The sequence below is a fragment of the Kitasatospora sp. NPDC058184 genome (assembly GCF_042883725.1).
Taxonomy (GTDB): domain Bacteria; phylum Actinomycetota; class Actinomycetes; order Streptomycetales; family Streptomycetaceae; genus Kitasatospora.
Window position 1 is genome coordinate 150790 of sequence record NZ_JBHVVE010000013.1, and the last position, 24319, is coordinate 175108.

Below are 24319 nucleotides of genomic sequence, written 5' to 3' on the forward strand. Positions count from 1 at the left end.
GTCGTAGGGGGTGGGGGGTGGGGCGGCGGACCGGGGTCAGATGAGCTCGCGGTCGATGAAGTCGAGGAGCTCCTCGGCGGTCGCGGCCTCGACGAGGGCCGCCACGTCCTCGTCGAGGGCCGTCGCGTCCGGGTCGCACTCCCCTGCGGCCGGCTCGGGCCCGGTTCCCTGAGCCGGCCCGGTCTCGTGGACGGGCGGGGCGATCCCGGCGTCCAGGACGGCGACCAGCTCGGGCAGCGTCGGCGCCTCGAACAGCAGGGTGAGCGGGAGCTTCAGCCCCGTCGCCGTGCCGAGGCGGTTGCGGAACTCGACCGAGGTGAGCGAGTCGAAGCCGAGCTCGCCGAACGGCCGGTCGTCCGGGATCGCCTCGGGCCGGGAGCCCAGGACGGCGGCCATGTGGGTCCGGACCAGGTCGGCCAGGGCGTCGGCGCGTTCACCGGCGGTCAGGCCGCCCAGCTCCTCGCGCAGCGGGCGGTGCCGCCGTGGCGTCGGGCCGTTCCCGCCCCGCCCCGCCCCGGCGGCCGCCACCACCTCGCGCAGCACCGGCGGGAGGTCCGGTCCGAGGTCGCGCAGGACCTCGCGGTCGAGTCGGGCGGGCACCAGGACGGCGTGCGGTGACGGCAGCGCCGCGTCCAGGAGGGCCAGGCCGTGCCCGGGGTCGATCTCCACCAGCCCGGCCCGGGCGAAGCGGGCGCGGTCGGCGTCGCCGAGGGCGCCCAGCATGCCGTCCGGGTCGCCCCACAGGCCCCAGGCCAGCGCGAGGGCGGGCAGGCCCTGGGCGCGGCGGTGCCGGGCGAGCCCGTCGAGGAAGGCGTTGGCGGCGGTGTAGCCGCCCTGGCCGGCGCCGCCGAGCGTCCCCATCACCGAGGAGACCAGGACGAAGGCGGTGAGCGGGTGACCGGCGGTCAGCTCGTGCAGGTGCCAGGCGCCGTCGGCCTTGACCCGCATCACCCGGTCGATCCGCGCGGGGGTGAGCGAGGCGACGGGCGCGTCGTCCACCACGCCGGCGGCGTGGATCACGGCGGTCAGCGGGTGCCGGGCGGGGACCGCCGCGATCATCGCGGCGACGGCGGCCCGGTCGGCGACGTCCACGGCCGCGAACGCCACCTCGGCGCCGAGCGCGGTCAGTTCGGCCGCCAGCTCGGCGGCCCCCGGCGCATCGCCTCCCCGGCGGCCGGCCAGCAGCAGCCGCCGGGCGCCGTGCCCGGTGACCAGGTGCCGCGCCACGGCCCGGCCGATGGCGCCCGTCCCGCCGGTGATCAGGACGGTTCCGTCCGGGTCGAGGACCGGCGGGACGGTGAGCACGACCTTGCCGACGTGGATGCCCTGGCGCAGCAGCCCGAAGGCCTCGGGCGCCCGCCGGACGTCCAGGTCGGTGACGGCGGGCCAGCCGAACGCGCCCCGGGCGAACAGCTCGACCGTCCGCTCCAGCAGGCGGGCGAGGTGCTCGGGCGGCAGCTGGAGCAGGTTGAACGCCCGGTAGCGCACGCCGGGGTGCGCGGCGGCCACCTCGGCGGGGTCGCGCTGTTCGGTCCGGCCGAGCTCGACCAGGAGCCCGCCGGGACGCAGCAGCCGCAGCGACTCGTCGACGAGCTCGCCGGTCAGCGAGTTCAGGACGAGCGCCATCCCCCGGTCGCCCGCGTCGGGGCCGGCACCCGGGCCCGCACCCGGGCCGGCACTCGGGCCGGCACTCGGGCCGGCACCGAAGCGGGCGCCGAAGCCGGGCTCGCGGGAGGAGGCGAGGTGGTCGTCGTCGAGGCCGAGGGCGCGCAGCGCGGGCCACTTGGCGGGGCTCGCGGTCGCGAAGACCTCCGCGCCCAGGTGCCGGGCCAGCTGGACGGCGGCCAGGCCGACGCCGCCCGCCCCGGCGTGGACCAGCACCCGGTCCCCCTCACCCACGCCGCCCAGTTCGACCAGGGCGTGCAGGGCGGTCAGGTGGGCGACCGGCACGGCGGCGGCCCGGGTGAAGGACCAGTCGTCCGGGATCCTGACCAGGGTGCGCTGGTCGGCCTGGGCCACCGTGCCGAACGCGGCCGGGAACAGGCCCGTCACCCGGTCGCCGACGGCCAGGCCGGTGACCCCGGGCCCGGTCGCGGTGACCACGCCCGCGCCCTCCAGGCCGAGCGGGCCCGGATCGCCGGGGTGCATGTCGAGCGCGCCCAGGACGTCGTGGAAGTTCAGCCCGGCGGCGCGGACCGCGACCCGGACCCGGCCGGGACCGGGCTCGGCGGCGGCCTCGGGGCAGGGGCGCAGCTCCAGGCCGGTGAGGGTGCCGCGCTCGGGAATGTCCAGATGCCAGGCCGCCGCGTCCTCGGGGGGCCGCAGCGCGGGATCGCCCACGGCGGACACCAGCCGGGGCACCAGGACGGCGCCGTCGCGGACGGCCAGCTGGTTCTCCTCCGGGGTCAGTACGGCGGCCGGGACCTCGGGGGCGCCTTCGGTCGCGGGAGTGCTTTCGGGCACGGTGGTGCCGGGGGCCAGGTCGACCAGGGTGAACCGGCCCGGGTGCTCGACCTGGGCGGTGCGCACCAGGCCCCAGACCGCCGCCTGGGCGAGGTCCCGGACGGTCTCGCCGGGCCGTACGGCGACCGCGCCCCGGGTGACCAGCACCAGGCGGGACCCGGCGAGCCGGTCCTCGGCGAGCCACCGGGCGAGCAGGTCCCGGGTGCGGTGGACGGCGGTCCTGGCCGCCGTCGCCGGGTCGGTGGCGTCCTGCTGTCCGTACGGTCCGTGCGGTCCGTGCGGTCCGGTCGGGCAGTCCACCACGGTGGGCGTGTCCGGGTCGGCCGCCGCGAGCAGCGCGTCCGGGTCGAGGGCGTCCCACGGGACGACCGGCACCGGGCCGGCCGGCGACGTCACCGGCTCCGACTCCCGCAGCGGTTCCCAGCCGAGGGCGAACAGCGAGTCGCGCGCGGCGGCGGCCGGGTCGGGGTGCCCCGCCGCGACCGGGCGCAGCTCCACCGCCTCGACCAGCCCCACCGGCTCCCCCGAGGCGTCGAGCAGGGCCAGCGGGAGGCCGCCGTCCGAGGCGGGCCCGGCCTGCACCCGCAGGGACGTCCGGCCGCCGGCCGGAGCGGCCGTCAGGGACACTCCGCGCCAGCGCACCGGCTGTACGGGCCGCCCCTCGTGGCCCGGGGCGGCGGCGATCAGACCGTGCAGGGAGGCGTCGAGCAGGGCGGGGTGCAGCCGGTAGGACCCGGCGTCGGCCTCCGCCGGCTCGGGCAGGACGGCCTCGGCGTACTGCTCGCCGCCGGCGCCCCGCCAGGCGGCCCGCAGGCCCTGGAAGGCCGGCCCGGGCTGGTGGCCGCGCAGGGCGAGGTCCTCGTACATCCGGGTCGCCGGCACCGGCGTCGCGCCGGTCGGCGGCCAATCGGTGGCGGCCCGGTTCCGGAGCGGGGCCGGGGCCTGGGCAGGGATGTGGTCGGCGCTCAGGGTGCCGGTGGCGTGCTCGATCCACTCGCCGCCGCCGGTCGCCCGGCCCGAGATCCGGCAGGTCCGCAGCCCGTCGACGTCCGCGCCGGACACCCGTACGCGCAGGTCGACGGCGCCGTCCGCGGGCAGCTCCATCGGGGTGGCGACGGTCAGTTCCTCGATCCGCGCCGTCCCGGCCTTCGCTCCCGCGTGCAGGGCCAGCTCCAGGAACGCGGTGCCCGGCACGACGACCGTCCCGGCCAGGACGTGGTCGGCCAGCCAGGGGTGGCTGCGGGCCGACAGCCGTCCGGTGAACACCGTCTCGCCGTCGCCGAGTTCGACGGCCGCGCCGAGCAGGGGGTGCTCGGCCGGCGCCTGGCCGAGGTCGGCCGTGCCGGTCGGCCCGGCCGCTCCGGTGAGCCAGTAGCGGCGGCCCTGGAAGGGGTAGGTGGGCAGGTCGACGTGGCCGGCCGCCGCACCGGTGAGGCGCTCCCAGGCGACGGGCAGACCGCGGACGTGGGCCTCGGCGGCGGAGGTGAGGAAGCGGCGCAGGCCGCCGTCGTCGCGGCGCAGCGAGCCGGTGACGATCCCGTCGACGCCGGCCTCCTCCAGGATCTGGCCGATGCTGCCGCCCAGCACCGGGTGCGGGCCGACCTCGACGAAGGTGGTGTGGCCGGAGGCGACGAGCGCCTGGACGGCCTCCTGGAAGCGCACGGTGTGCCGCAGGTTCCGGTACCAGTAGGCCGCGTCCAGCCCGGCGCCGTCCTGCCAGTCGGCGGTGACCGAGGACATCAGCGCGATCCCGCCGCCGCGCGGCGTCAGCGGCGCCAGCCCGGCCAGGAGCTCGTCCCGGATCGGTTCGACCGCCGGGCAGTGCGAGGCGAAGGCCGCCGGGATCACCCGGGCGTTGACGCCCTCGGCCCGGTACCCGTCGACCAGGGCGGCGATCGCGTCCGGGGCGCCGGCCACGGCGGTGACGGCCGGTCCGTTGACCGCGGCGATGCTCAGCGCGCCGAGGCGCTCCCGCACCCGCGCGGCGGGCAGCGGGACGACGGCCATCGCCCCCCGGCCCATCAGGTCGACGGCCAGGCGGCTGCGCAGCGCGATGGCGCGGGCGCCGTCCTCCAGGGAGAGCGCCCCGGCCACCACGGCGGCGGCGAGCTCGCCCTGGGAGTGGCCGACCACGGCGTCCGGGACGACCCCGGCCTCCCGCCACAGCTCGGCCAGCGACACCATCACCGCCCACAGCGCGGGCTGCACGACGTCGATCCGGTCGAGCGGGGACGCGCCGGTCCGGGAGTCGGTCAGGGAGTCGGTCCGGGCGTCGGACGCGGCGTCCGTCCGGGCTTCGGCCGGGGCGTCCGTCCGGGTTTCGGCCCGGCCATCGGCCAGGACGTCGGCCAACGACCAGTCGACGTACGGCGCGAGCGCCCGCTCGCACTCGGCCAGGCGGGCCGCGAACACCGGGCTCTCGGCGGCGAGTCGCGCCGCCATCCCGCGCCACTGGCCGCCCTGGCCGGGGAAGACTAGGACGGTCCGGCCGGGCTCGCCGGCCCGGCCGGTGACCAGGACGGGAGCCTCCTCGGCGCGGGCCAGCGCCGCCAGCGCCCGCTCCGCCTCCGGCCGGTCGGCGGCGACCACCACGGCACGCTCGTCCCAGGAGGTCCGGGCGGTCAGGGCCGGCGCGGCGGCGACCGGGTCGAGCGGCCCGTCGGCCAGCCCGCGGGCCCGCTCCCGCAGCGCCTCCGGGGTGCGGGCCGACAGCACGACCGGCACCACGGGCGGTGCCGGCGGTCCCCCCGCCGCCCCGGGCCCGGTCGGCTGCCCGGCCGGCGGCTCGGTCAGGATCACGTGCGCGTTGGTGCCGCTGATCCCGAACGAGGAGACGCCGCCGCGCCGGGGCTCCCCGGTCTCCGGCCAGGGCCGGGCCCGGTCGAGCAGGGCCACCGAGCCGGCCGTCCAGTCGACGTGCGGGGACGGCTCGTCGGCGTGCAGCGTGGCGGGCAGCGCGCCCCACCGGAGCGCCTGGACCATCTTGATCACGCCGCCGACGCCCGCCGCGGCCTGGGCGTGCCCGATGTTGGACTTGAGGGACCCGAGCCACAGCGGCCGCTCCCGGCCCTGCCCGTACGCGGCCAGCAGGGCGTTGGCCTCGATCGGGTCGCCCAGGGCGGTGCCGGTCCCGTGCGCCTCCACGGCGTCGACCTGCCGCGGCGCGAGCCCGGCGTCGGCGAGCGCGTCCTCGATCACGCGCTGCTGGGCGACCCCGCTGGGCGCGGACAGCCCGTTGGAGGCGCCGTCCGAGTTGACGGCGCTGCCGGCCACGACCGCCAGCACCGGGTGGCCGTGGCGGCGGGCGTCCGAGAGCCGCTCGACCACGACCATGCCCGCGCCCTCGCCCCAGCCGGTGCCGTCCGCCCCGGCGGAGAACGCCTTGCAGCGGCCGTCGGCGGCCAGCACCCGCTGGCGGGACAGCTCCACGAACATGCCGGGCGTCGCCATGACGGTGACCCCGCCGGCCAGGGCGAGCGAGCACTCCCCGGACCGGACCGACCGCACCGCCTGGTGCAGCGCGACCAGCGACGCCGAGCACGCGGTGTCCACCGTCAGCGCGGGCCCGTTCAGCCCGAGGACGTACGCAATCCGCCCGGAGACCACGCTCACACTGGTGCCGGTCAGCAGGTGCCCAGCGACGCCGGGCCCGGCCGCCTCCATGCTCGGCCCGTAGCCGGAGTGCATCGCCCCGGCGAACACGCCGGTCCGGCTGCCCTTCAGCGCGGTGGGGTCGATCCCGGCGCGCTCCAGCGCCTCCCAGGCGACCTCCAGCAGGAGCCGCTGCTGCGGGTCCATGGCGAGGGCCTCGCGCGGGCTGATCCCGAAGAACTCCGCGTCGAAGTCCGGGACGTCCCGGACGAAGCCGCCCCGGCGGACGTAGGAGGTGCCGGCCCGGTCCGGGTCCGGGTGGTGGAGCGCCGCCAGGTCCCAGCCCCGGTCGTCGGGGAAGTCGCCGATGGCGTCGGTGCCGGCGTCGACCAGGTCCCACAGGTCCTCGGGCGAGCGCACCCCGCCGGGGAAGCGGCAGGCCATGCCGACGATGACCACGGGGTCGTCGGCCTCGTCGTCGTTTCCGGTCTTGCCGTCGCTTTCGGCCTCCGGCTCGGCCTCGTCGTTCGCCCTCAGCGCGCCGATCGCGGCGGCCAGGGCGGCCGGGCTCGGGTGGTCGTACAGGACGGTGCTCTCCAGGTTCAGCCCCGTCGCGGCCGCCAGCCGGTCGCGCAGTTCGAGCGTCATGGCCGAGTCCAGGCCCATCTCGCGGAACGTCCGCCCGGGCCGGACGTCGGCGGCCGAGCCCGCGCCCAGCACGACGGCGGTCAGGCTCCGGACCAGCTCCAGGACCGACCGCCCGTCCAGGGCCGGAACCGGCGCCGGCGCCCGCGTCCCCTCGTCCGCCCGCTCGCTCCCGGTGGCCCCCGGCATCCCGGACGGCCAGTAGGAACGGCGCTGGAACGGGTAGGTCGGCAGGTCGGCGAGCGGCGCCGAGGCGGGCAGCAGCGCGGACCAGTCGACCGGGACGCCCCGGACGAAGGCCTCGGCCGCCGCCGTGAGGAACCGCCGGCGGCCGCCGTGGCCGCGCCGGAGCGTGCTCAGCGCGGCGCCGTCCCCGCCGTGCAGGTCGATCGCCTGCCGGACGCCCATCGCCAGCACCGGATGCGGGCTGATCTCCAGGAAGGTCGAGTGGCCCGCGTCCAGCAGGCGTTCGACGACCGGCCCGAACCGGACCGGCTCGCGCAGGTTGCGGAACCAGTACCCGGGGCCCAGCTCGGCGGTGTCGACCGGTCCGGCGGTGACGGTCGAGTGGAACGGCACGCCGGTGGAGCGCGGGGCGATCCCGGCGAAGGCGGCGAGCAGGCCGTCCCGCAGCTCCTCGACGGCCGCGCTGTGCGAGGCGTAGTCGATCGGGATCCGCCGGGTGCGCACCCGCTGCCCGTAGTGGGCGGCCAGCGCGTCGAGCGCGGCCGCCGGCCCCGCCACCACCGTGTGCGCCGGGCCGTTGACCGCCGCGACCGACAGCCCGGGGCCGCCGGCCGCCGCGCGGTCGACTCCCGCGGGCTCGAGCGCCGCGAGGTCCCGCTCCACCCGCTCGGCCGGGAGGTCCACCGACAACAGGCCGCCACCGCCCGCGATCCGGTTCAGCACCCGGCTGCGCAGGGCCACGATCCGCGCACCGTCCCGGAGCGACAGCGCGCCCACGGCGGTGGCGGCGGCGATCTCGCCCTGCGAGTGCCCCACCACGGCGGCCGGCTCCACCCCGGCCGAGCGCCACAGCGCGGCCAGCGACACCATCACCGCCCACAGCGCGGGCTGGACCACCTCGTCGCCCTCCAGCGGCGGCGCACCGGAGGCCCCGCGCAGGACATCGGCCAACGACCAGTCCACGTACGGGCGGAGGGCCTCGGCGCACTCGTCGATCCGCTCGGCGAAGAACGGGGAGGTCTCGATCAGCTCCGCCGCCATGCCCGTCCACTGCGAGCCCTGGCCGGGGAAGACGAAGACCGGCCGCACCGGCGGCCCCTCGTGCCGGCCCTCCACCACGGCCGCCGACGGCCGCCCGGCCGCCCGGTCCGCGAGTTCGGCGAGGAAGCCGTCCCGGCCGTCCGCGACGACCACGCAGCGGTGCTCGAACGCGGTGCGGGTGACGGCCAGCGACCGGCCCACCGAGGCCGCCCCGAGCGCCGGACGCGCCGCCACATGGGCGCGCAGCCGTTCGGCCTGCTCCCGCAGTGCGGGCTCGTCCCGCCCGGACAGGACCCAGGGCAGCGCCCCGGCCTCCTCCTTCTCCTCGGGGGCCGTGTCGGCTGCGTCCACGCCCGGCCAATCCGACAGGATCACATGACAGTTGGTGCCGCCGATCCCGAACGAGCTGACTCCGGCGACCAGTTGACCGTGCGGCGAGGGCCAGGCACCGGCCTCGGTGTTCACCCGCAGCCGCAGCTCGTCGAGCGGAACCCGCTCGCCGGGCCCGACGTGGTTCAGGCTGGGCACGAGCTCGCGCTCGGCGAGGCACAGGACGGTCTTGATGAACCCGGCGATCCCCGCCGCGCCCTCCAGATGGCCGATGTTCGTCTTCACCGATCCGACCAGCAGCGGATCGCCCTCGCCGCGCACCGAGCCCAGCGCCACACCGAGCGCCGCGGCCTCGACCGGGTCGCCGGCCCGCGTCCCCGAACCGTGCAGCTCGACGTACTGGACCTCGCCCGGCTCGACGCCCGCGTCGACGCAGGCCTCCAGGAGCACCCGCTCCTGCGACGCCCGGCCCGGGGTCGGCAGCGTCTGCGTCGCGCCGTCGTTGTTCAGCGCGCTGCCGCGGATGACGGCGTGGATGCGGTCGCCGTCCCGGACAGCGGCCTCCAGCAGCTTGAGCACCACCACCCCGCCGCCCTCGCCCCGGACGTAGCCGTTGGCGCGGGCGTCGAAGGTGAAGCAGCGTCCGTCCGGCGACAGCGTTCCGGCCCGCTCCAGCACCCGGGTGCTCTCCGGCGCGAGGACCAGGCTCACCCCGCCGGCCAGCGCCAGCTCGGACTCGCCGCTGCGCAGGCTCGCGCACGCCAGGTGCACGGCGGCCAGCGAGGACGACTGGCCGGTGTCCACCACCAGGCTCGGACCGTGCAGGCCCAGCGTGTACGAGATCCGGTTGGCGGTCACCCCGCGCTGCAGCCCGGTCAGAGTGTGCCCGGTCACCGCGTCGGGGCCCAGCCCGTGCAGCAGCGTCGCGTAGTCGTCCGCGATCACCCCCAGGAACACGCCCGTCCGGCTGCCCTCCAGGGCGCCCGGCAGGGTCCTGGCGTCCTCCAGCGCCTCCCACGCCAGTTCGAGGGCCAGCCGCTGCTGCGGGTCCATCGCCACGGCCTCACGCCGCGAGATGCCGAAGAACTCGGGGTCGAACCCGTCCACCCCGTCCAGGAACCCCCCGCGCGCCGGGCCCCGGCCGCCCCGCCGCCCGACCACCGCGTCACCACCGCCGCGCAGCAGCCGCCAGAACGCCTCCGGCCCGTCCGCCTGCGGAAAGCGGCAGCCGACCCCGACCACCGCGACCGCACGCGCCGGGAGCTCACGCCCGCCACGACAACCAGCACTGTCCATCATCGATGCCCCCCGCAGTGAGAATCAGACGGCCGACCACCGGAAGGCCCCGACGGACCACCGGGTCGTCGCCCCGGGTCCGCCCTTGAACCGGCGAGTTCGGTCGCGGGAGATCCCGGCCGCCACCTCGACGCCGATGCCCGCCCCACGAGGATGCGCCCGCCCGCACACCACCGGAACCCGTCCCGGGGGTTCATGATCGTGCGTTGCTGAACCCCGAAGGGGCCCGCACATACCCGACATACCGGGCACCTCGCGGCGAGCCGCCCGGAGGACCGTCCGAAGCCTCCGAGCCACGACCATCCACGGGCGGACACCCGCGGACCACCACTCCGGCACGCTCCGGGTCGACCCCGGACCGTGCCGCAACAGCGCCGGGCGGCCGCCCGGCGACCACGCAGGGCCGGGCCACGACCTCGGAGGAGGCCACAACAGCCAAGTACTGCACAGGGGTTGAGGAACATCCAGACCGGATCGCGACTGGTGCGCGACTGACAGGCCGTCGCCGAGGCGACCGGCCCGCTCGCACCGGGGGGCGCGCGGCACACCCGGCGGTTCAGTCCTGGAGAGAGGCGAGCCAGGCGGTCAGCAGACGGTTGACCTCCTCGGGGCGCTCCTGCTGGATCCAGTGCCCGCAGCCGTCCAGGATGTGGGTGGAGGCCAGGCCGGGGAGGGTGGTCGGGTAGGCCTCGATCGCGTCGGCCATCCAGGTCGTGGAAGCGTCCAGGGCGCCGCCGATGAACAGGGACGGCTGCCTGATCGGGGCTCCGGCGTACCGGGCGAGGTCCTCCCAGTCGCGGTCCATGGCGCGGTAGCGGTTGAGGGCCCCGGTCATGCCGGTGCGCTCGAACTCCCCGGCGTACACGTCGAGATCGTCCTCGGTCAGCCAGGCGGGCAGCCTGCCGCCGGGGAAGCGATCGCGCAGCCGGCCGCCGGCGCGGGCCACGAAGTGCGGGTCGGGCTCGCCCCGGGCGGGCATGGTGTCGGCGGACATGGCCGCGTAGAAGCCCGCGAGCCAGCCCCGGAGGTCGGGCTCCATCTCCGCTTCGGCCCGGCCGGGCTCCTGGAAGTACGAGACGTAGAACTCCTGGTCGCCGCCCATCCGCGCGAAGACGTCGGTGGGGCGGGGGCCGCCGGGCGGCGCGTAGGGGACGCTCAGCAGTGCGACGGCGCGGAAGACCTCGGGGTGGAGCAGGGCGGAGGCCGCCGCGATGCTGGAGCCCCAGTCGTGCCCGACGACCACCGCCCTCTCCTCGCCCAGGGCGCGCACCAGGGCGACGTTGTCCTCCACCAGGTCGAGCATCCGGTAGGCGTCCGTCGCGGCCGGCTTGGAGGAGCGGCCGTAGCCGCGTACGTCGAGCGCCACGGCCCGGTACCCCGCCGCCGCGAGGGCCGGGAGTTGGCGGCGCCAGGAGTACCAGGACTCGGGGAAGCCGTGGACGAGCAGGACCAGTGGTCCGGTGCCCTGCTCGACCAGGTGCAGGCGCCCGGCGGGTGCCTCGATGGTGCGGTGGCGCAGGTCGGTGGACGGCGCGGGCTGGTGCATCGCTTCTCCTCGGTTCACGGGCGGCCGCGGGTACCCGCCGATCATGCGGCGCGGCGGCCGCGCGACGCGAAAACCCTTGCCATCGTGGCAAACTGGCAGGACAAGGGCGGTGAAGGCGGCACGGCCGCAGGGAGCGGGGCGACGGTGACGGACGACGGCACAGCCGACACGCTGGCGGCCATGGGCCCCCGGCTGCGGACCGCGCGCGAGCGGCACGGCGCCACACTCACCGGCATCAGCCGCGCGACCGGCATCTCGCTGAGCACGCTGTCGCGGATCGAGACCGGCCGGCGCAAGCCGACCCTGGAGGTGCTGCTGCAACTCGCGAAGGCGTACGGCGTCTCCCTGGACGAGCTGGCCGGCACCGCACCCGCGGCGACCGGACCGCGAGCCCCGGCGCCGCGGCGCTCCGGCGGCGACAAGGCGGTGCTACCGCTGACCCGCTACGTCGGGGGCCTGCACGCCCACAAGCACGTCCTCCCCGCCGTCGACGCACCCCCGGCGCGGCCGCGGCAGGTCTCCCACGACGGGTACGAATGGCTGTGCGTCCTGTACGGCCGACTGTGGCTGGCACTCGGCGAACAGGACCTCGTCCTGAGCGCCGGGGACGTGGCCGAGTTCGACACCCGCACCGCCCACGGAGTCGCGAACGCCGGCCCCGGCGGACCGGTCGAATACCTGATCATGTTCGGACCGCAGGGAGAGCGCCTACGACCGCGCACCCCAACCCCCGACCGCGGCGCCCGGTAATCCGGAGCACAGCATCCGGGCCCCGCAGTAGTCACACAGGGAGCTGAAAGGAGCACCGGCCGAGCAGCTTGATGTGGCTCCGCACGAACGGTGAGAGCCGAACCACGCCCTCGTCACGGACGTCGAAAGCACGCCCTCCCAGGGCCGCCCGACCCGGCCCAGGTCGATCCGGCCGGCAACGGAGTCCTTGCGGTGACCCTGTTGACCGCAGGCCTTCAGACCGAACGCCCTGCGAGGAACAAGGCGGCCCGCTCGTCCAGTTCCGTAGCGCCGTGGACGGTCCGAATGCGCGCAAGGCGGGCGCGCATGTCCGTCACGGCGTCGTCCACCTTCACCGATCGGAGGCCTTCGGCCAGCACGAGGAACTCACACCACGTCGACAGGGCGGCTCCGTAGTTCTCCTGGCGGACCTGCACCGCCCCCAGGTCGGCCAGAACGATCGCATGGCTACGGCGCCGGTCGAGACCGTGAACGTCCAGGGCGACTTGGAGATGCTCCTGGGCCGTTTCGTAGTCGCCGAGTTGGGCGAGGATCATCCCCGAATGGTGAGCCCAGCGACCGATGCTGAAGTGGCTCGCCCAGGAGTCGCCGGGCGTCGGCGAGGATCGCTCGATGTGCCGCTGGGACGTGCCGAGGAAGCGGGTGGCCGTGGTCCGATCACCGTCCTGGGCCGCGGCGTCGGCGAGGGTGGTCTCGTAGTAGGCGAGGGCTTTCGGGTCGTCCAGGCGTTTCGCCTGGTCAACGCACTCCTCCGCGATCCGCACAGCGGCGGCCCGGTAGCCGAGATCGATGGCCTGCACGGCCAGGCCGCGGAGCGCGGTGGCCGCGAGTTCCGCGTCGCCGGCCTCGGCGGCCAGCCGGTACGAATGCGCGTAGTACTTCTGGGCGACGCCATGGTTGCCCTCGTCCTGAGCCATCCATCCGATGAGGTGGGTCAACTGGGCGGCCCCGGCGAAGAGTCCGCGCCCGACGGACTCGGACCAGGCGCCGTCCAGCCATGGACTGACGTTCTCCACGAGGTACTGGACGGCAAGGTGCCGCGCATGACCGCCGCCGAGTTCCGCCGCCGCGTCACCGAGCGACTTGACCATCTGCCGGACAGCAAGGACTTCACCCTGGCCGACCCGGACCGTCGCACCGGAGTTGGCCGTCACCCTGCGGGTGATGCTGTCCAGATCGGGCAGGCCAAGGGCCGCGAGCGCATAGCCGCTGGAGGAGGCCATGAATTCCCGGCGAAGCACTTCGCTCCTTCCCAGCGCGAGGACTGAGCTCACGGTATCGCCCACACCACCCTCGGGCACGTCAACCTGCGCCGCAGGCGCATCATCAGATGAGCCGAACCCAAGCACCTCACAGAGAAACGGCCACCAGTACTTCGGTGCCCGCCCCTGCTTCTCCCATCGGTAAACCTGTCCGCGGCCCGGCCCCTTCTCTCCTCTGCCCTCGACCTTTCCCAGTTCGATGGCGAGACGCTCCTGCGACCAGCCCCTTGCGCTACGTGCCCTTTTGATCATCTCGCCAGTGGAGACATCTTCCGACACGGCGCCCCTTCCCTGGACTACAAGTCGGCCTACAACTGGCTCACAAGCGGCATACAGGCTGGCACCTATTCGCGGACGGTGACGCGGCATTGACTGTACGTCAGCCGTCCAGGGCCGAAAGCCCTGGCTGGGTGGCTCTTCCCAGGTTCAAACACGGCCATGCCATCGATCCCCGCCCGAGGTGTTGCGTCATGAGCGTGCGTTTCCGCCGATTCGCCCTGCCCCGTGTCAACGAGTCGGTTCCCAAGAGCAGGGACCTGGTCGGCCACACGATCCGGGCCTGGATCTCCATGAGCGAAGAGGCGCACGACAACTTGAACCTGATCACCTCCGAGTTGGTTACGAACGCCGTCGAGCACACCACCGCGGACACCATCGTGCTCACCCTCCAGCTGAACACCCGGACCCGGATGGTGACCGTCGGGGTCCAGGACAGCAGTGCGGCCCTGCCGTCCGGCCGTCACGCGGCGCCCGACGACCAGTCCGGACGCGGCCTGTGGCTCATCGCCGCACTGGCGAACCGGCACGGAGCCCAGCTCACCTCAACCGGCAAGTGGGTCTGGGCCGAGGTCGCCCTCCAGCCCCTGGCCCGCGAACAGACCCGCCGCAACGTGCTGCGGCAGATCATCTCGGTCAACAAGGTCCGCCCGCTCATCCGGGCGCGGATCCTCTCGGCCGCCTAACCCCCCTCCTTCTCAACCCGCACGGAACATCCCCGTGCCGGGCCGATCCGTCACGCCTCCGTGACCCTCATCCCGCCGACTCCGGAGAGAGACACCAGTGACCACCCGCGTCGAACGCACGACACGCCCTCAGATCGATCGCCTGCGCGAAGCCCTGCAGCTCGCCGCGCCCGAGGCCCCGACTGTCTCGGCGACCGAGACCGACCGGCTTCTCGTGAACCCCGTCGAGCTCCGCGACCACCTCACCCAACACCTCGGCGACCACGCCAGCCGGGTCCTCGTGGCCGGGACTCTCGACAGGCGGCTCGTGCTGATCGAACAGCCGGACGCCCGCTGGGTCGTCGCCGACCTCTCGGGCCATAACCACGACACCCGCTACTGGCCGACCTGGATCACCGGGCACATCGAGATGGACACGCCGGACTCCTGGCTGTCCCTGGCCAACCTCGACGACGCCGCGGTCCATCGCTTCACCAAGCCGACCGTCCTGCTCGCCGCGCTCTACCACCCCGAGCACTTCCCGCTGCCCCGCTTCCCTCTCGGTGTCAGCGACGTGGCCAGGGCCGCCCGGTCCACGCTCACCGGGGAGGTCTCCCTCCTCGACATGCAGCTCGGCACCACGCTGAGCGGCCTCATCATGGCGGTGGCCGAGAACCGGCCGGACATCCTGGGGATCAGCGCGACCTTCGGCCAGCACGACCTCATGACCGAGCTGCTGGACGCCGCCTACTCCCTCGAATCCCAGCCGATGGTGATCGCCGGGGGCAGCCTCACCGCCCGCAACGAAGCCCTCCTCCTGGAGCGCTACCCCAAGCTCCTGGTCGCCCGGGGAGCCGGCGAGCCCACGATCAAAGACCTCCTCGCCCACTGGCACGGTGACATCCCGCTGAACAAGGTCCACGGCATCGGTTACAACGGAGCCGCACGCGGCGAGGGCACTCTGATCATCAGCCGCCGCCGCACCGCCAAACCGGTCAGCAACTCGCAGGACGACATCTTCCCCGAGCTGGACCTCCTGCCAGCCACTTTCGAGCACAAGGGCGTTGCCCAGGCCGAGGGCTCTCGCGGCTGCACCAACTACTGCTCGTTCTGTCCGCGCGGCCACAAGGGGACCTGGTTCGGAAGCCACCCGGAAGCCTTCCCGTGGCTCCTCGAGGAGATGGGGCACATCTTCGACAGGTACCCGCACGTCTCCCGGACGCTCTACCTGGTGGACGAGGAGTTCATCGGCCGCGACGATGGCGCGGTGCCCCGCGCCCTGAACATGGGCTCCACCCTCCACGACGCGGGCTTCACATGGGAGACCAGCTGCCGCGTCGACCAGGTCGTCCGCCTCGACCAGGACACCGCCTGGCACCGCGAGCGCGCCGACATGTGGCGCCGGCTCGTGCAACACGGCCTTCGACGCTGCCTGTTCGGCGTCGAGTCCGGAGTCGACTCGATCCTGGAGCGGTTCAACAAGGAGACCACCGGCGAGCAGATTGCCGTCGCCATCCGCACTCTGTCGGCGCTCGGTGTCCCCACCAGGTTCACGTACATCAGCTTCGACCAGCTCATGACGTTCGAGGAGCTGAAAGCCACCTACGCCTACCAGGGTCGGACCGACCTCCTCCTACGACCGATGCCCAACCTGCCGATCCGGGAGATCGTCGAAGGCGTCCAGGACCCGGAGTGGGTGGCCTGGGCATCCTCCGGCAGGCCCCTGCACAGCGGCATCTCCTACATGCTCGTCAGCATGGAGTGCCTGGTCGGGGCCGCCTACACCAAGCGGGCCCAGGCTGCCGGGCTCACCGGCGAGGTTCGGCCGTCCATGGGCCGGGTCGACTCCCGGTTCGCCGACTGGCGGATCGGCGTCGCCAGCCAGTGGGCCCAGCTCTGGGTCGACAGGAACTTCGCTTTGGACTACACCTTCAAGTCGCTGGAGAAGATGCTCGACGGCGACCCCCGCAGCATCGTCCGAGCCGCCCGGATCGTCCTCAAGTACGCCGCCTACCAGGTCTTCGGCCGCATGATCGACGCGATCGAGCAGACCCCGCCGGTGCCCGGCGAGAAAGGTGCGGAAGCGGCCCTCGGCGCCCGTGTGCGCACCGAACTGGAAGACGAGTTCAAGGCCCTCTCGAAGAAGATGGCCGGCGGCGTCGAGCACGTCCTGCGCAACATCCCCAAGGACTTCGCCGCCATCCTCGACAAGGAGTACCTGCGCTGGGAGCAGACCTCCGAGTGGCGCTCCATCAACGCCTCGGACCCCTGCGGAACCTGAGGAGACGACCATGAAGAAGCGCTACGTGCCCGGCCTCGGCCATGTCTCGGCGATCGGCGCCGGATGCTGGACCATCGGCGGCCTCGCTACCAACGACGGCGTCCCGGTCGGCTGGACCGGAGTGGACGAGGACGAGGCGTACAGTGCCCTCGTCCGCGCCCACGACCTCGGCATCACCCTCTACGACACCGCCGGCGCCTATGGCCTCGGCCAGTCCGAGCGCCTGGTCGGCAGGCTCCTGACTACTGCCAACCGCGACCGGCTCACCGTCTCCAGCAAGGTGGGCTATGTCCGCGGAAATGCCGCTCACCCGTACGAGCGAGACCAGATCCTCCGGCAGTTCGACGCCACCCTGGACAACCTCGGCACCGACTACCTCGACCTGTACTCCCTCCACAGCTCCGACTTCGGCCCCGACCATCGCTACCTCGGCGAGGCCGCCAAGACCCTCCGGGAACTGCGCGATCAGGGCCTGATCAAGGCCATCGGCATGCGAGCCCCGCACGAGTTCTGCCTGGCATGGGCCGAGGACGTCAGCCACCCGCGCTGTGCGGAGGCATCCGCGTTCATGCTGAGGTTCGCCGTCGTCCAGCCCGACGTGCTGACCGTCCGCTACAACATGCTCAGTCCCCTGTACGAGCCCATGGACGCCGACATCTTCGACCTCGCCAACGAGTGCGGCGTCGGCGTTCTCATCAAGCAGGCACTCGGGCAGGGGCTGTTGGTCGGCGCCCACCGCACGGATCTCCCGCGCACCTTCCCACTGGGCGACCACCGCCGAGGCGACCCGAAGTTCAGCCCGGCAGCCGTGGGGGCTGTGCGGCACGGTCTGAGGCAACTCGGAGCGGACTTCGGCTACACCCGGGCCGACCTGACCCGCATGGCTCTCCAATACGCCCTCCAGCGATCCGAAAACGCCTCCTTGCTCGTCGGTTTCCGCACCGCCCAGCAGATCAGCGTCAACGTCGCCGCAGTCGGCGATCCGCTCACAGCCCCCGAGATCGACCAGATCCAATCCGTCATGGCCCCCGTCCGCGAGACCATCGCCTCGCTGACCGACACTCAGGAGAAAAGTCCGTGAAGTACACCGAAGTCGAACAGAAGTTCAAGCTCCTCAGCGACCCCCAGGAGCTGAAGGACCAGCTCACCGCCCGGGGCGGCAAAGCCGGCCGGCCGACCCGCCAGGTCGACCACTACTACAACGCCCCCCACAAGGACTTCCTCTCCGGAGACGTGATCTCCGAGTGGCTCCGGATCCGCATCGAGGACGGCATCTCCTCCCTGAACTTCAAGCGGTGGTACCCGCTGGAGCGGAAGATCAAGACCCACTGCGACGAGTTCGAGAGCACCGTCTCCGACGCCACCGCTGTCCAGCACATCCTGGACTCCCTCGACTTCACCAAGCTCACCACGGTCGACAAGACTCGCGAAGAGTGGTTCATCGACAGCATCGCCGTCGCCTTTGACAGTATGGGCGACCTCGGAGACTTCATCGAGTTCGAGTACAAGGGTGAGGCCGAAACCGTTGAGGAGGCCACCGAGAAGATCGAATCCTTCATCGCCGGCCTCGACATCAAGCTCGGCGACCGCATCCACGCCGGCTACCCCCATCTCACCCTCGGGCTGGCCTGACGAACGGGCGCACGACCGTACCGATATACCTGCACCGGACCCTTTGGCGCCGTGCGGATGTTGCGGTGTTCTGCTCTTTACCTCCGATTGGTGAGGCTTTTTTCGCGGCGTGCTCCAGGCCTGCCTGGAGCACGCCGCAACCGCATTTCCAGGCCTTTGCACGCTCCTGCGAAACCTCTCTGCGGGCCACGTTGCCTCCGTGCTTGCGGCATTTCTCCGGCGCGCTCCGGGCCGGGCCCGGAGCGCGCCGGAACGTTTCTGCTGGCTTTGCGCCGCTCCTCCTCCCACCACCCCCCTTCTACTTTCCATGCCCCCACGTTGATTGGTGGAAGGAGGAGAGCGCGGGGGTCAGGTGGGCGGGGCCCGCGGGGCGCCCGGGGTCCGCTCCGGGTGGGCGTGGGGTGCGGGGCCGTGCCCGTCGGCCCCACCGGTTCCGCCGGCGCCGCCGGGCCTGGCGTTGCCGCTGGAGTGGCGGGCCGCGTGGGCGGGTTGGGGGTGGACGGCCGCGCCGAGGGTGGCCGGGGAGTCGCCCGTCACCGCGATGTCCCCCTCCCGGTCGGTGCGCAGAACGGTGGCGCCGAGTGCGCGCAGGTGGTCGACCGTCTTCGGGGACGGGTGACCGTACGGGTTGCCCTCACCGCAGGAGACGAGGGCCAGCCGGGGCCGCAGCGCACCGGCCAAGTCCCAGTCCTGGTGGGCCGATCCGTGGTGCGCCACCTTCACGACGTCGACCTTCCCCAGCCGGCCCAGCAGGGCCGACTGGGCCTGCGGTTCGAGATCTCCGAGCAGTGCCATCCGTAGTCCTCCTGTCAGTGACACCATCAATGCGACGCTTGCGTTGTTCGGTCCGGGCGCCTCGGCAGCCGCACCGGGGACGGGCCACACCACGTCCCAGGCCAACTCCGCTCCGACGGAGCGCCGTTCACCCCGACCCGCTCTCAGCAACGGCAGGCCGGCCCCTGCGGCCCAGCCCGTCACCCGGGCCGCCTCACCCGGCGGATCGTCCAGCGTGGTGCCCTCGACGGCGCCGACCCGGCGGCCCCGCAACACGCCCGGCACGCCCTCGACGTGGTCGGCGTGGAAATGCGTCAGCAGGAGTAAGGGGACGGTCGTGACGCCGAGGTCGCGCAGGCATCTGTCAGCGGCGTTCGGGTCCGGCCCGGCGTCGATCACCACCGCGCTGTCCGGCTCCCCCGTCGCCAGGGCCAGCATGTCCCCCTGCCCGATGTCGCACATCACCAGTCGCCACCCCGGCGGCGGCCAGCCGGTGGCGATCCGGATGAGCTGCGGCGGGCGGAGCAGCACGGCCAGCAGGACCATCATCAGCACTGCCGTCACCAGCGCCCGCGCCCAGCTCCGCCGGGCGGGCACCGGCACCGGACTGCCCGGCTCCCGCCGTCGGGGCAGCAGGAGCGGCGCCGCCCAGCAGGCCGCCAGGACGGCCAGCGCGACCGTCGCCGTACCGAACCACCCGCCGGGCCAGGTCAGTTGGCCACCCGGCACCTCGGCGCCGCGCCGTGCGACCAGGGCCAGCCAGCCGGCCGGCAGCCCGGCCGGTTCCGCAAGCAGGCGGGCCAGGGCCGGAAGGAGCGGCTGAAGGGCGAGCACCCCGAAGCCGAGCAGCGTCGCCGGGGCCACCGCCAGCTCTGCCAGCAGGTTGCAGGGGATGCCGACCAGGCTGATGTGCCCGGACAGCACCACCGTCACCGGCGCGCACAGCGCCTGGGCGGCCGCCGTCGCGGCGAACGCGCCTGCCAGGTGGTGCGGCCAGCGGCGGGCCCGCAGGGCTTCGGCCCAGTGCGGCCCCAGGACGAGCAGCCCGGCGGTGGCGAGCACGGAGAGCAGGAAGCCGAACGAGCGCGCCAGGAACGGGTCCAGCAGGACCAGCACCAGGACGGCCCCGGCGAGCGCGGGCACGGCCTTGCGGGGACGGCCGGTGGCCAGGGCCAGCATGCCGATCAGTCCCGTCCCGGCCGCCCGCAGCACGCTGGGCTCGGGCCGGCAGACGGTGACGAAGGCCAGCGTCAGAGCCGTGCCGAGCAGCGCGCCGGTGCGCAATGACAGCCCCAGCACCGCGGCCAGCCCGCGCCGTTCCGGGGTGCCGGCCTGCCCGGGTGCTCCCAGCAGCGCACCGAGGACGATCGCCAGGTTGGCCCCGCTGACCGCCACCAGGTGGACCAGGTCGGTGGCCCGGAAGGCGTCGTCGAGGTCGTCGGGCAGTCGCGAGGTGTCGCCGACGACCAGCCCCGGGAGCAGCCCGCGCGCGTCCGCGGGCAGTCCGTCGGTGGCCGTGCGGAGGCCTTCACGGAGCCGCCCGGCGATCCGCTGCGGCAGGCTCGGCGGCGCCAGCTGCCGGGGCGCCCCGTGGACGACCAGCAGCGCGGCGGACTCGGTGTCGTGCCCCTCCCCCGCCGGCCGCACCTCGGCCTCCACGGCCAGCCGCTGGGACGGGAGCAGCCGCTGCCAGGGCTCGCCCTCCGCCCCTCGGGCCATGACGGTCACCGGCGTACGCGTGCGGGTGCTCCGCCCGTCCGGGAGCGGGGTGACACGGTCGGCCACCGCGTCCACGGTGAGGAGTGCCTGCCCGCCGACGGTGCCGCCCCGGGAGGTGTGGACCTTCGGGTCCCCCACGACGGTCAGCTCCACCTCCACCACCGGGGAGGGCTCGCCCGGCGCTCGCGGACCGGCGGCCGCGGACGCACGGGCGAGCTCCGGCAGCGGCCCCCGGTGCAGGTCGGCGGTGTGCAGCGGGGTGGCGATCGCGGCCGCCGCACCGGTGAGCAGGACGGCGGCCAGCGTCGCCGAGGCCCCGCGCCGGCGCAGGACCCCCGGCCGGGTGAGCAGCAGGACGGCCGCGAGCGCGGCGACGCCCGCCGCGGTGAGGACGAGGGCCGCGTACCCCGGCTCCAAGCGCAGGAGTGCCGCCGTGACCGCCCAGGCCGAGGCGGCGGGCAGCAGCAGCCGGAAGTCGGCGCCCGGAGAACGGGACGCAACGGCCGGACCGAACGGCACGGTGGCGACGGACATGGTGGTACCTCCCTTCGAAGGCCGGGCATGCGGGTGGGGGAAGCGGATAAGGGGAACGGGCAGGGACAGCGGCAGGGCAGGGCGTCAGAGGGTGAGCAGCGGACGGAGCTCCGCGTACGTACGGGCGCCGATGCCGCTGACCTGCCGGAGTTGGTCGAGGGAGCGGAAGGAGCCGTGCGAGGTGCGGTAGGCGAGGATGCGCTGGGCGAGGGTGGGGCCGACGCCGGGAAGGCTGTCGAGCTGTTCGAGCGTCGCGCGGTTGAGGCTGACGGGCGGCCGGGGCACGACGGCGCCCGGAGGGCCGCTCCCGCTTCCGACCACCGGGCCGGGGGCGGGCGCCTGCTCGCCGACCAGGATCTGCTCACCGTCCGTCAGGATGCGGGCCAGGTTGAGGTTCCTGGTGTCCGTCTCCGGCAACGGACCGCCCGCCGCCCGCAGGGCATCGGCTACCCGGGAGCCGCCGGGCAGGGTGTGCAGGCCCGGGAGGTGGACCCGGCCGCCGATGTCCACCACGACAGCCGGCCCGGTGCCGGACACGGCCTCGGCACCGGCGCCGGGCCCGGCCCTGGAAGGAGCGGAGTCGGCGGGGACGGACGGCTCCGCCCCCGACGGTGCCGCGACCGCCGCGAGCGCGGGTACGGCGACCGCCTCCGGCCGGGCCAGCCAGAAGTGCTGCACGGCGTAACCGACCGCGAACAGCAGCAGGATGGCCAATCCGGCCACCGCGCGCCGATCGAGTGCCAGCACCGAGGCGAACGAGGGCATCGAGGAGGATGTGGAGAACCGCGAACGCGCCCCGGCCTCCGGCGGACCCATGTCGGCGTCGCCCGGATCCGACGCAACACCCGCATCCGGCGGGACCGGCGTCGCATCCGACAGCACCGGCACCGGCATCGCAACCGGCGACGGCGGCGGGGCCGGCCCCGAAGGGCCCCCTCCCGTACCGCTCTCCGGCTCGTCATCCATCGGCAGCAGCGCGGCCATCCGCAGCCGCACCGTCTCGTTGATCGCATGGCGCTTCGCCGCGCCCAGGCCCATGGTCGTCATGCCGAGGACGGTAGGAGTCCTCCGGCGAACGTGCGGAAATTAGCGAAACCCTGTGGATAACCCGGGGGTTGTGGATAAAAAGCGTCACTCACAAGAGTGGGTATGGCCGCCTGAGGTTGACCGAGCGGCCAGCGAACCACCCACCGGACCGCCCGCCCAGCGAACCGCCCAACGAACCACCCACCGGACCGCCCGCCCCCTCAGCGCGGCGCGACCACCACCGCCAGCAGCCCCGGCCCGACGTGCGCCCCGATCACCGCCCCCACCTCGCCCACGTACAGCTCCCGCAGCCCCGGCACCCGGGCCCGCAGCCGCTCCGCGAGCGGTTCGGCCCGCTCCTCGGCCGCCAGGTGGTGCACGGTGATGTCGACGTCCTGCTCCCCCGACCGCTCGACCGCGATCTCCTCCAGCCGCGCGATCGCCCGCGACGCCGTCCGCACCTTCTCCAGCGGCTCGATCCGCCCGCCGTCCAGGTGCAGCAGCGGCTTGACCGCCAGGGCCGAACCGAGCAGCGCCCGCGCCGCCCCGATCCGTCCGCCCCGGCGCAGGTGTTCCAGGGTGTCGACGTAGAAGAACCCGCTGGTCCCGGCCGCCCGCCGGCCGGCCGCCTCGGCCGCCTCGGCCAGGCCCTGCCCGGCCACGATCGCCTCGGCCGCCGCCAGCACCCCGTACCCGAGCGCCATCCCGACCAGTCGGCTGTCCACCACCCGCACCGGTACGGGCGCCTCGGCGGCGGCCAGCCGGGCGGCCTCGACGGTGCCGGACAGTTCGCCGGAGATGTGCACCGAGACGATGCCCTTCGCCCCGGACTCGGCAGCCGCCCGGTAGGCGGCGGCGAAGGTCTCCGGGTTCGGCCGGGAGGTGGTCACCCGCTGCTTGCCGCGCAGCGCCTCGGCGACGTCCTTAGGGGAGATCTCGACGCCCTCGCTCAGCACCGAGTCGCCGACCGCGACGCTCAGCGGGACCACCGTGATCCCGTACCGGTCGAGGGCGTCCTGCGGCAGATAGGCCGTGGAATCGGTGACAAGTGCGAGGTCGGAGGGCATGAGCCGGAGGTTACCCCCCGTCGCTCCGGGAGGACAGCGCCCGGTCCGGGCCCCCTCAGGAGGTCCCGTGACGCGCGACCGGCTCAGCCCGTCGGAGCCCCCGTGACGCCCGACCGGCTCAGCCCGCCGAGGGCCCCGTCGAGGGCTTGCGCAGCCGCTGCGCCAGCTTGGCCAGCGGATCGGCGAGCCCGAGCAGCTCCTCCGCGCTCGGCCGTCCCTTCCCGTCGGTCAGCCCGGCCCGAGCCGCACCCCCGGACCGCGCCGCACCCCCGGTCGCCCCCGCGGAACCACCAGACCCCGCAGCAGCACCACCGACCCCCGCGGAACCACCGGACCCCGGGGCTCCACCCGCCCCCGCGGAACCGGCAGCCCCCGAAGCACCCTCCGCGACATCCCAGTGCCGCAGCGCCCCCGCCTCGCTCTCGCACTCCTGGCTCAGCCGGCTCAGCTCGTCGTCCGCGAACCGGTGCATCCGGTCCTGCGCCGCCCAGCGCATGGTCTCCGCCGAGTGCGTGATCCGCTCCGCCCGCTCGCGCAGCTCCGGCAGCTTGGCGGCGATCCGCGCGGTGTCCGGCTCGCGCTCCAGCATCCGCAGCTCGCCGTCGAGTTCGGCGGCGTGCGTGTCGAGCCGGTCGAGCAGGGCGAGCGACTCGCCGAGCTGGCTGTCCTGCGAGAGGCCGCCCTCCAGTACCTGCCGGGTGCCGTCGAGCGAGGTCCGCAGGCCCAGCCGGACCGTGGCGATCTGCGCGGGCGGGCCGACCCTGGTGTACGTCTTCGCCTTGAGGGTGGCGGTCTCCACGGCGCGCCGGGCGTTGGCCTCGTGCTTCTCGATCTTCGCGCCGACGGCCTTGGCGGCCTTGACCGTGCCGATCACGGCCAGGACCATCGCCGCGACCCCGAAGAGCAGGACCAGCCCGATCATCACGCCGAACACGTCCATCGCGCGCCACCTTCCGCCGTCGTTCCGGCCCCCACCGGGCCCAACGCGGGCCGCATTGCCGAGGGTTCCACGGTAGCCGCCGGAACCCGCCCGGGGGCAGCCGAGAGGGCCCTGGCGGACGGAGATCAGGGTCAGATCCGGGATCTCCCCGAGGGCCCCCGACCACCCTGGAAGCCCCCCGCAAGCGCCCCTCAAGACGCCCAGCCGGCACCGAACCCGAAAACGCCGACTCCCGAAAGCACCGAGCCCCGAGACTCCCCGAAGCGCCCCCCGAAACGCCCCGAAAACGCCGGAC

The 24319-nt window shown here is 74.2% G+C and carries 12 protein-coding genes; 5 read left to right on the forward strand and 7 right to left on the reverse strand.

All coding sequences use genetic code 11. From position 1 onward, the window contains the following. Positions 1 to 36: 36 nt before the first annotated feature. The gene (locus ACFVXH_RS24320; protein ID WP_387827103.1) at positions 37 to 9555 is read right to left on the reverse strand and encodes a type I polyketide synthase; all 9519 of its coding nucleotides are present in this window, start codon (positions 9553 to 9555) and stop codon (positions 37 to 39) included. Positions 9556 to 10108: 553 nt separating this feature from the next. Next, positions 10109 to 11098, reverse strand: a complete 990-nt coding sequence (locus ACFVXH_RS24325; protein ID WP_387827106.1) for an alpha/beta fold hydrolase — start codon at positions 11096 to 11098, stop codon at positions 10109 to 10111. Between the two features lie 180 nt (positions 11099 to 11278). On the opposite strand from ACFVXH_RS24325, the gene ACFVXH_RS24330 reads away from it, so the two are divergent. Beyond that, the gene (locus ACFVXH_RS24330; RefSeq protein WP_387827248.1) at positions 11279 to 11848 is read left to right on the forward strand and encodes a helix-turn-helix domain-containing protein; all 570 of its coding nucleotides are present in this window, start codon (positions 11279 to 11281) and stop codon (positions 11846 to 11848) included. Between the two features lie 215 nt (positions 11849 to 12063). Here ACFVXH_RS24330 and ACFVXH_RS24335 read toward each other — a convergent pair whose 3' ends face one another. Then, positions 12064 to 13389, reverse strand: a complete 1326-nt coding sequence (locus tag ACFVXH_RS24335) for a tetratricopeptide repeat protein (protein WP_387827109.1) — start codon at positions 13387 to 13389, stop codon at positions 12064 to 12066. A 191-nt stretch (positions 13390 to 13580) separates the two neighbouring features. Between ACFVXH_RS24335 and ACFVXH_RS24340 the strand changes: the two genes are divergently transcribed. The 4 genes from ACFVXH_RS24340 (at position 13581) to cyaB (ending at position 17964) form a co-directional block, all read left to right on the forward strand. Continuing rightward, positions 13581 to 14072 carry an ATP-binding protein gene (locus tag ACFVXH_RS24340; protein ID WP_380741703.1) on the forward strand — a complete coding sequence of 164 codons (492 nt, stop codon included), beginning with the start codon at positions 13581 to 13583 and terminating at the stop codon, positions 14070 to 14072. A 97-nt stretch (positions 14073 to 14169) separates the two neighbouring features. Further along, a complete protein-coding gene (locus ACFVXH_RS24345; RefSeq protein WP_387827112.1) occupies positions 14170 to 16332 on the forward strand; it encodes a B12-binding domain-containing radical SAM protein in 2163 nt (720 codons plus the stop codon). Positions 16333 to 16342: 10 nt separating this feature from the next. Next, complete coding sequence (locus ACFVXH_RS24350; RefSeq protein ID WP_387827115.1) at positions 16343 to 17413, forward strand: aldo/keto reductase; 1071 nt, start codon at positions 16343 to 16345, stop codon at positions 17411 to 17413. After that, positions 17410 to 17964, forward strand: a complete 555-nt coding sequence (cyaB, locus tag ACFVXH_RS24355; RefSeq protein WP_387827118.1) for a class IV adenylate cyclase — start codon at positions 17410 to 17412, stop codon at positions 17962 to 17964. The genes ACFVXH_RS24350 and cyaB overlap by 4 nt, the downstream gene beginning before the upstream one ends. A 348-nt stretch (positions 17965 to 18312) precedes the next feature. On the opposite strand, the gene ACFVXH_RS24360 is transcribed toward cyaB, so the two are convergent. The 4 genes from ACFVXH_RS24360 to ACFVXH_RS24375 all read right to left on the reverse strand — a co-directional run bounded on the left by ACFVXH_RS24360 (position 18313) and on the right by ACFVXH_RS24375 (position 24024). Then, a complete protein-coding gene (locus tag ACFVXH_RS24360) occupies positions 18313 to 20991 on the reverse strand; it encodes a ComEC/Rec2 family competence protein (protein ID WP_387827121.1) in 2679 nt (892 codons plus the stop codon). 84 nt (positions 20992 to 21075) lie between these two features. Then, positions 21076 to 22038: a helix-hairpin-helix domain-containing protein gene (locus ACFVXH_RS24365; protein WP_387827124.1), complete on the reverse strand. Its 963-nt coding sequence runs from the start codon at positions 22036 to 22038 to the stop codon at positions 21076 to 21078. 200 nt (positions 22039 to 22238) lie between these two features. Then, the gene (locus ACFVXH_RS24370) at positions 22239 to 23084 is read right to left on the reverse strand and encodes a DegV family protein (RefSeq protein ID WP_117487734.1); all 846 of its coding nucleotides are present in this window, start codon (positions 23082 to 23084) and stop codon (positions 22239 to 22241) included. Between the two features lie 118 nt (positions 23085 to 23202). Continuing rightward, the gene (locus ACFVXH_RS24375; protein ID WP_387827127.1) at positions 23203 to 24024 is read right to left on the reverse strand and encodes a hypothetical protein; all 822 of its coding nucleotides are present in this window, start codon (positions 24022 to 24024) and stop codon (positions 23203 to 23205) included. Positions 24025 to 24319 lie beyond the last annotated feature (295 nt).

Bases quoted from the DNA above. Each gene is read 5' to 3' on its own strand.
- ACFVXH_RS24350 (WP_387827115.1), top strand. From the start codon at position 16,343: ATGAAGAAGCGCTACGTGCCCGGCCTCGGCCATGTCTCGGCGATCGGC.
- ACFVXH_RS24360 (WP_387827121.1), bottom strand. From the start codon at position 20,991: ATGTCCGTCGCCACCGTGCCGTTCGGTCCGGCCGTTGCGTCCCGTTCT.
- ACFVXH_RS24365 (WP_387827124.1), bottom strand. From the start codon at position 22,038: ATGACGACCATGGGCCTGGGCGCGGCGAAGCGCCATGCGATCAACGAG.
- ACFVXH_RS24340 (WP_380741703.1), top strand. From the start codon at position 13,581: ATGAGCGTGCGTTTCCGCCGATTCGCCCTGCCCCGTGTCAACGAGTCG.
- ACFVXH_RS24370 (WP_117487734.1), bottom strand. From the start codon at position 23,084: ATGCCCTCCGACCTCGCACTTGTCACCGATTCCACGGCCTATCTGCCG.
- ACFVXH_RS24320 (WP_387827103.1), bottom strand. From the start codon at position 9,555: ATGATGGACAGTGCTGGTTGTCGTGGCGGGCGTGAGCTCCCGGCGCGT.
- ACFVXH_RS24330 (WP_387827248.1), top strand. From the start codon at position 11,279: ATGGGCCCCCGGCTGCGGACCGCGCGCGAGCGGCACGGCGCCACACTC.
- ACFVXH_RS24325 (WP_387827106.1), bottom strand. From the start codon at position 11,098: ATGCACCAGCCCGCGCCGTCCACCGACCTGCGCCACCGCACCATCGAG.
- ACFVXH_RS24375 (WP_387827127.1), bottom strand. From the start codon at position 24,024: ATGGACGTGTTCGGCGTGATGATCGGGCTGGTCCTGCTCTTCGGGGTC.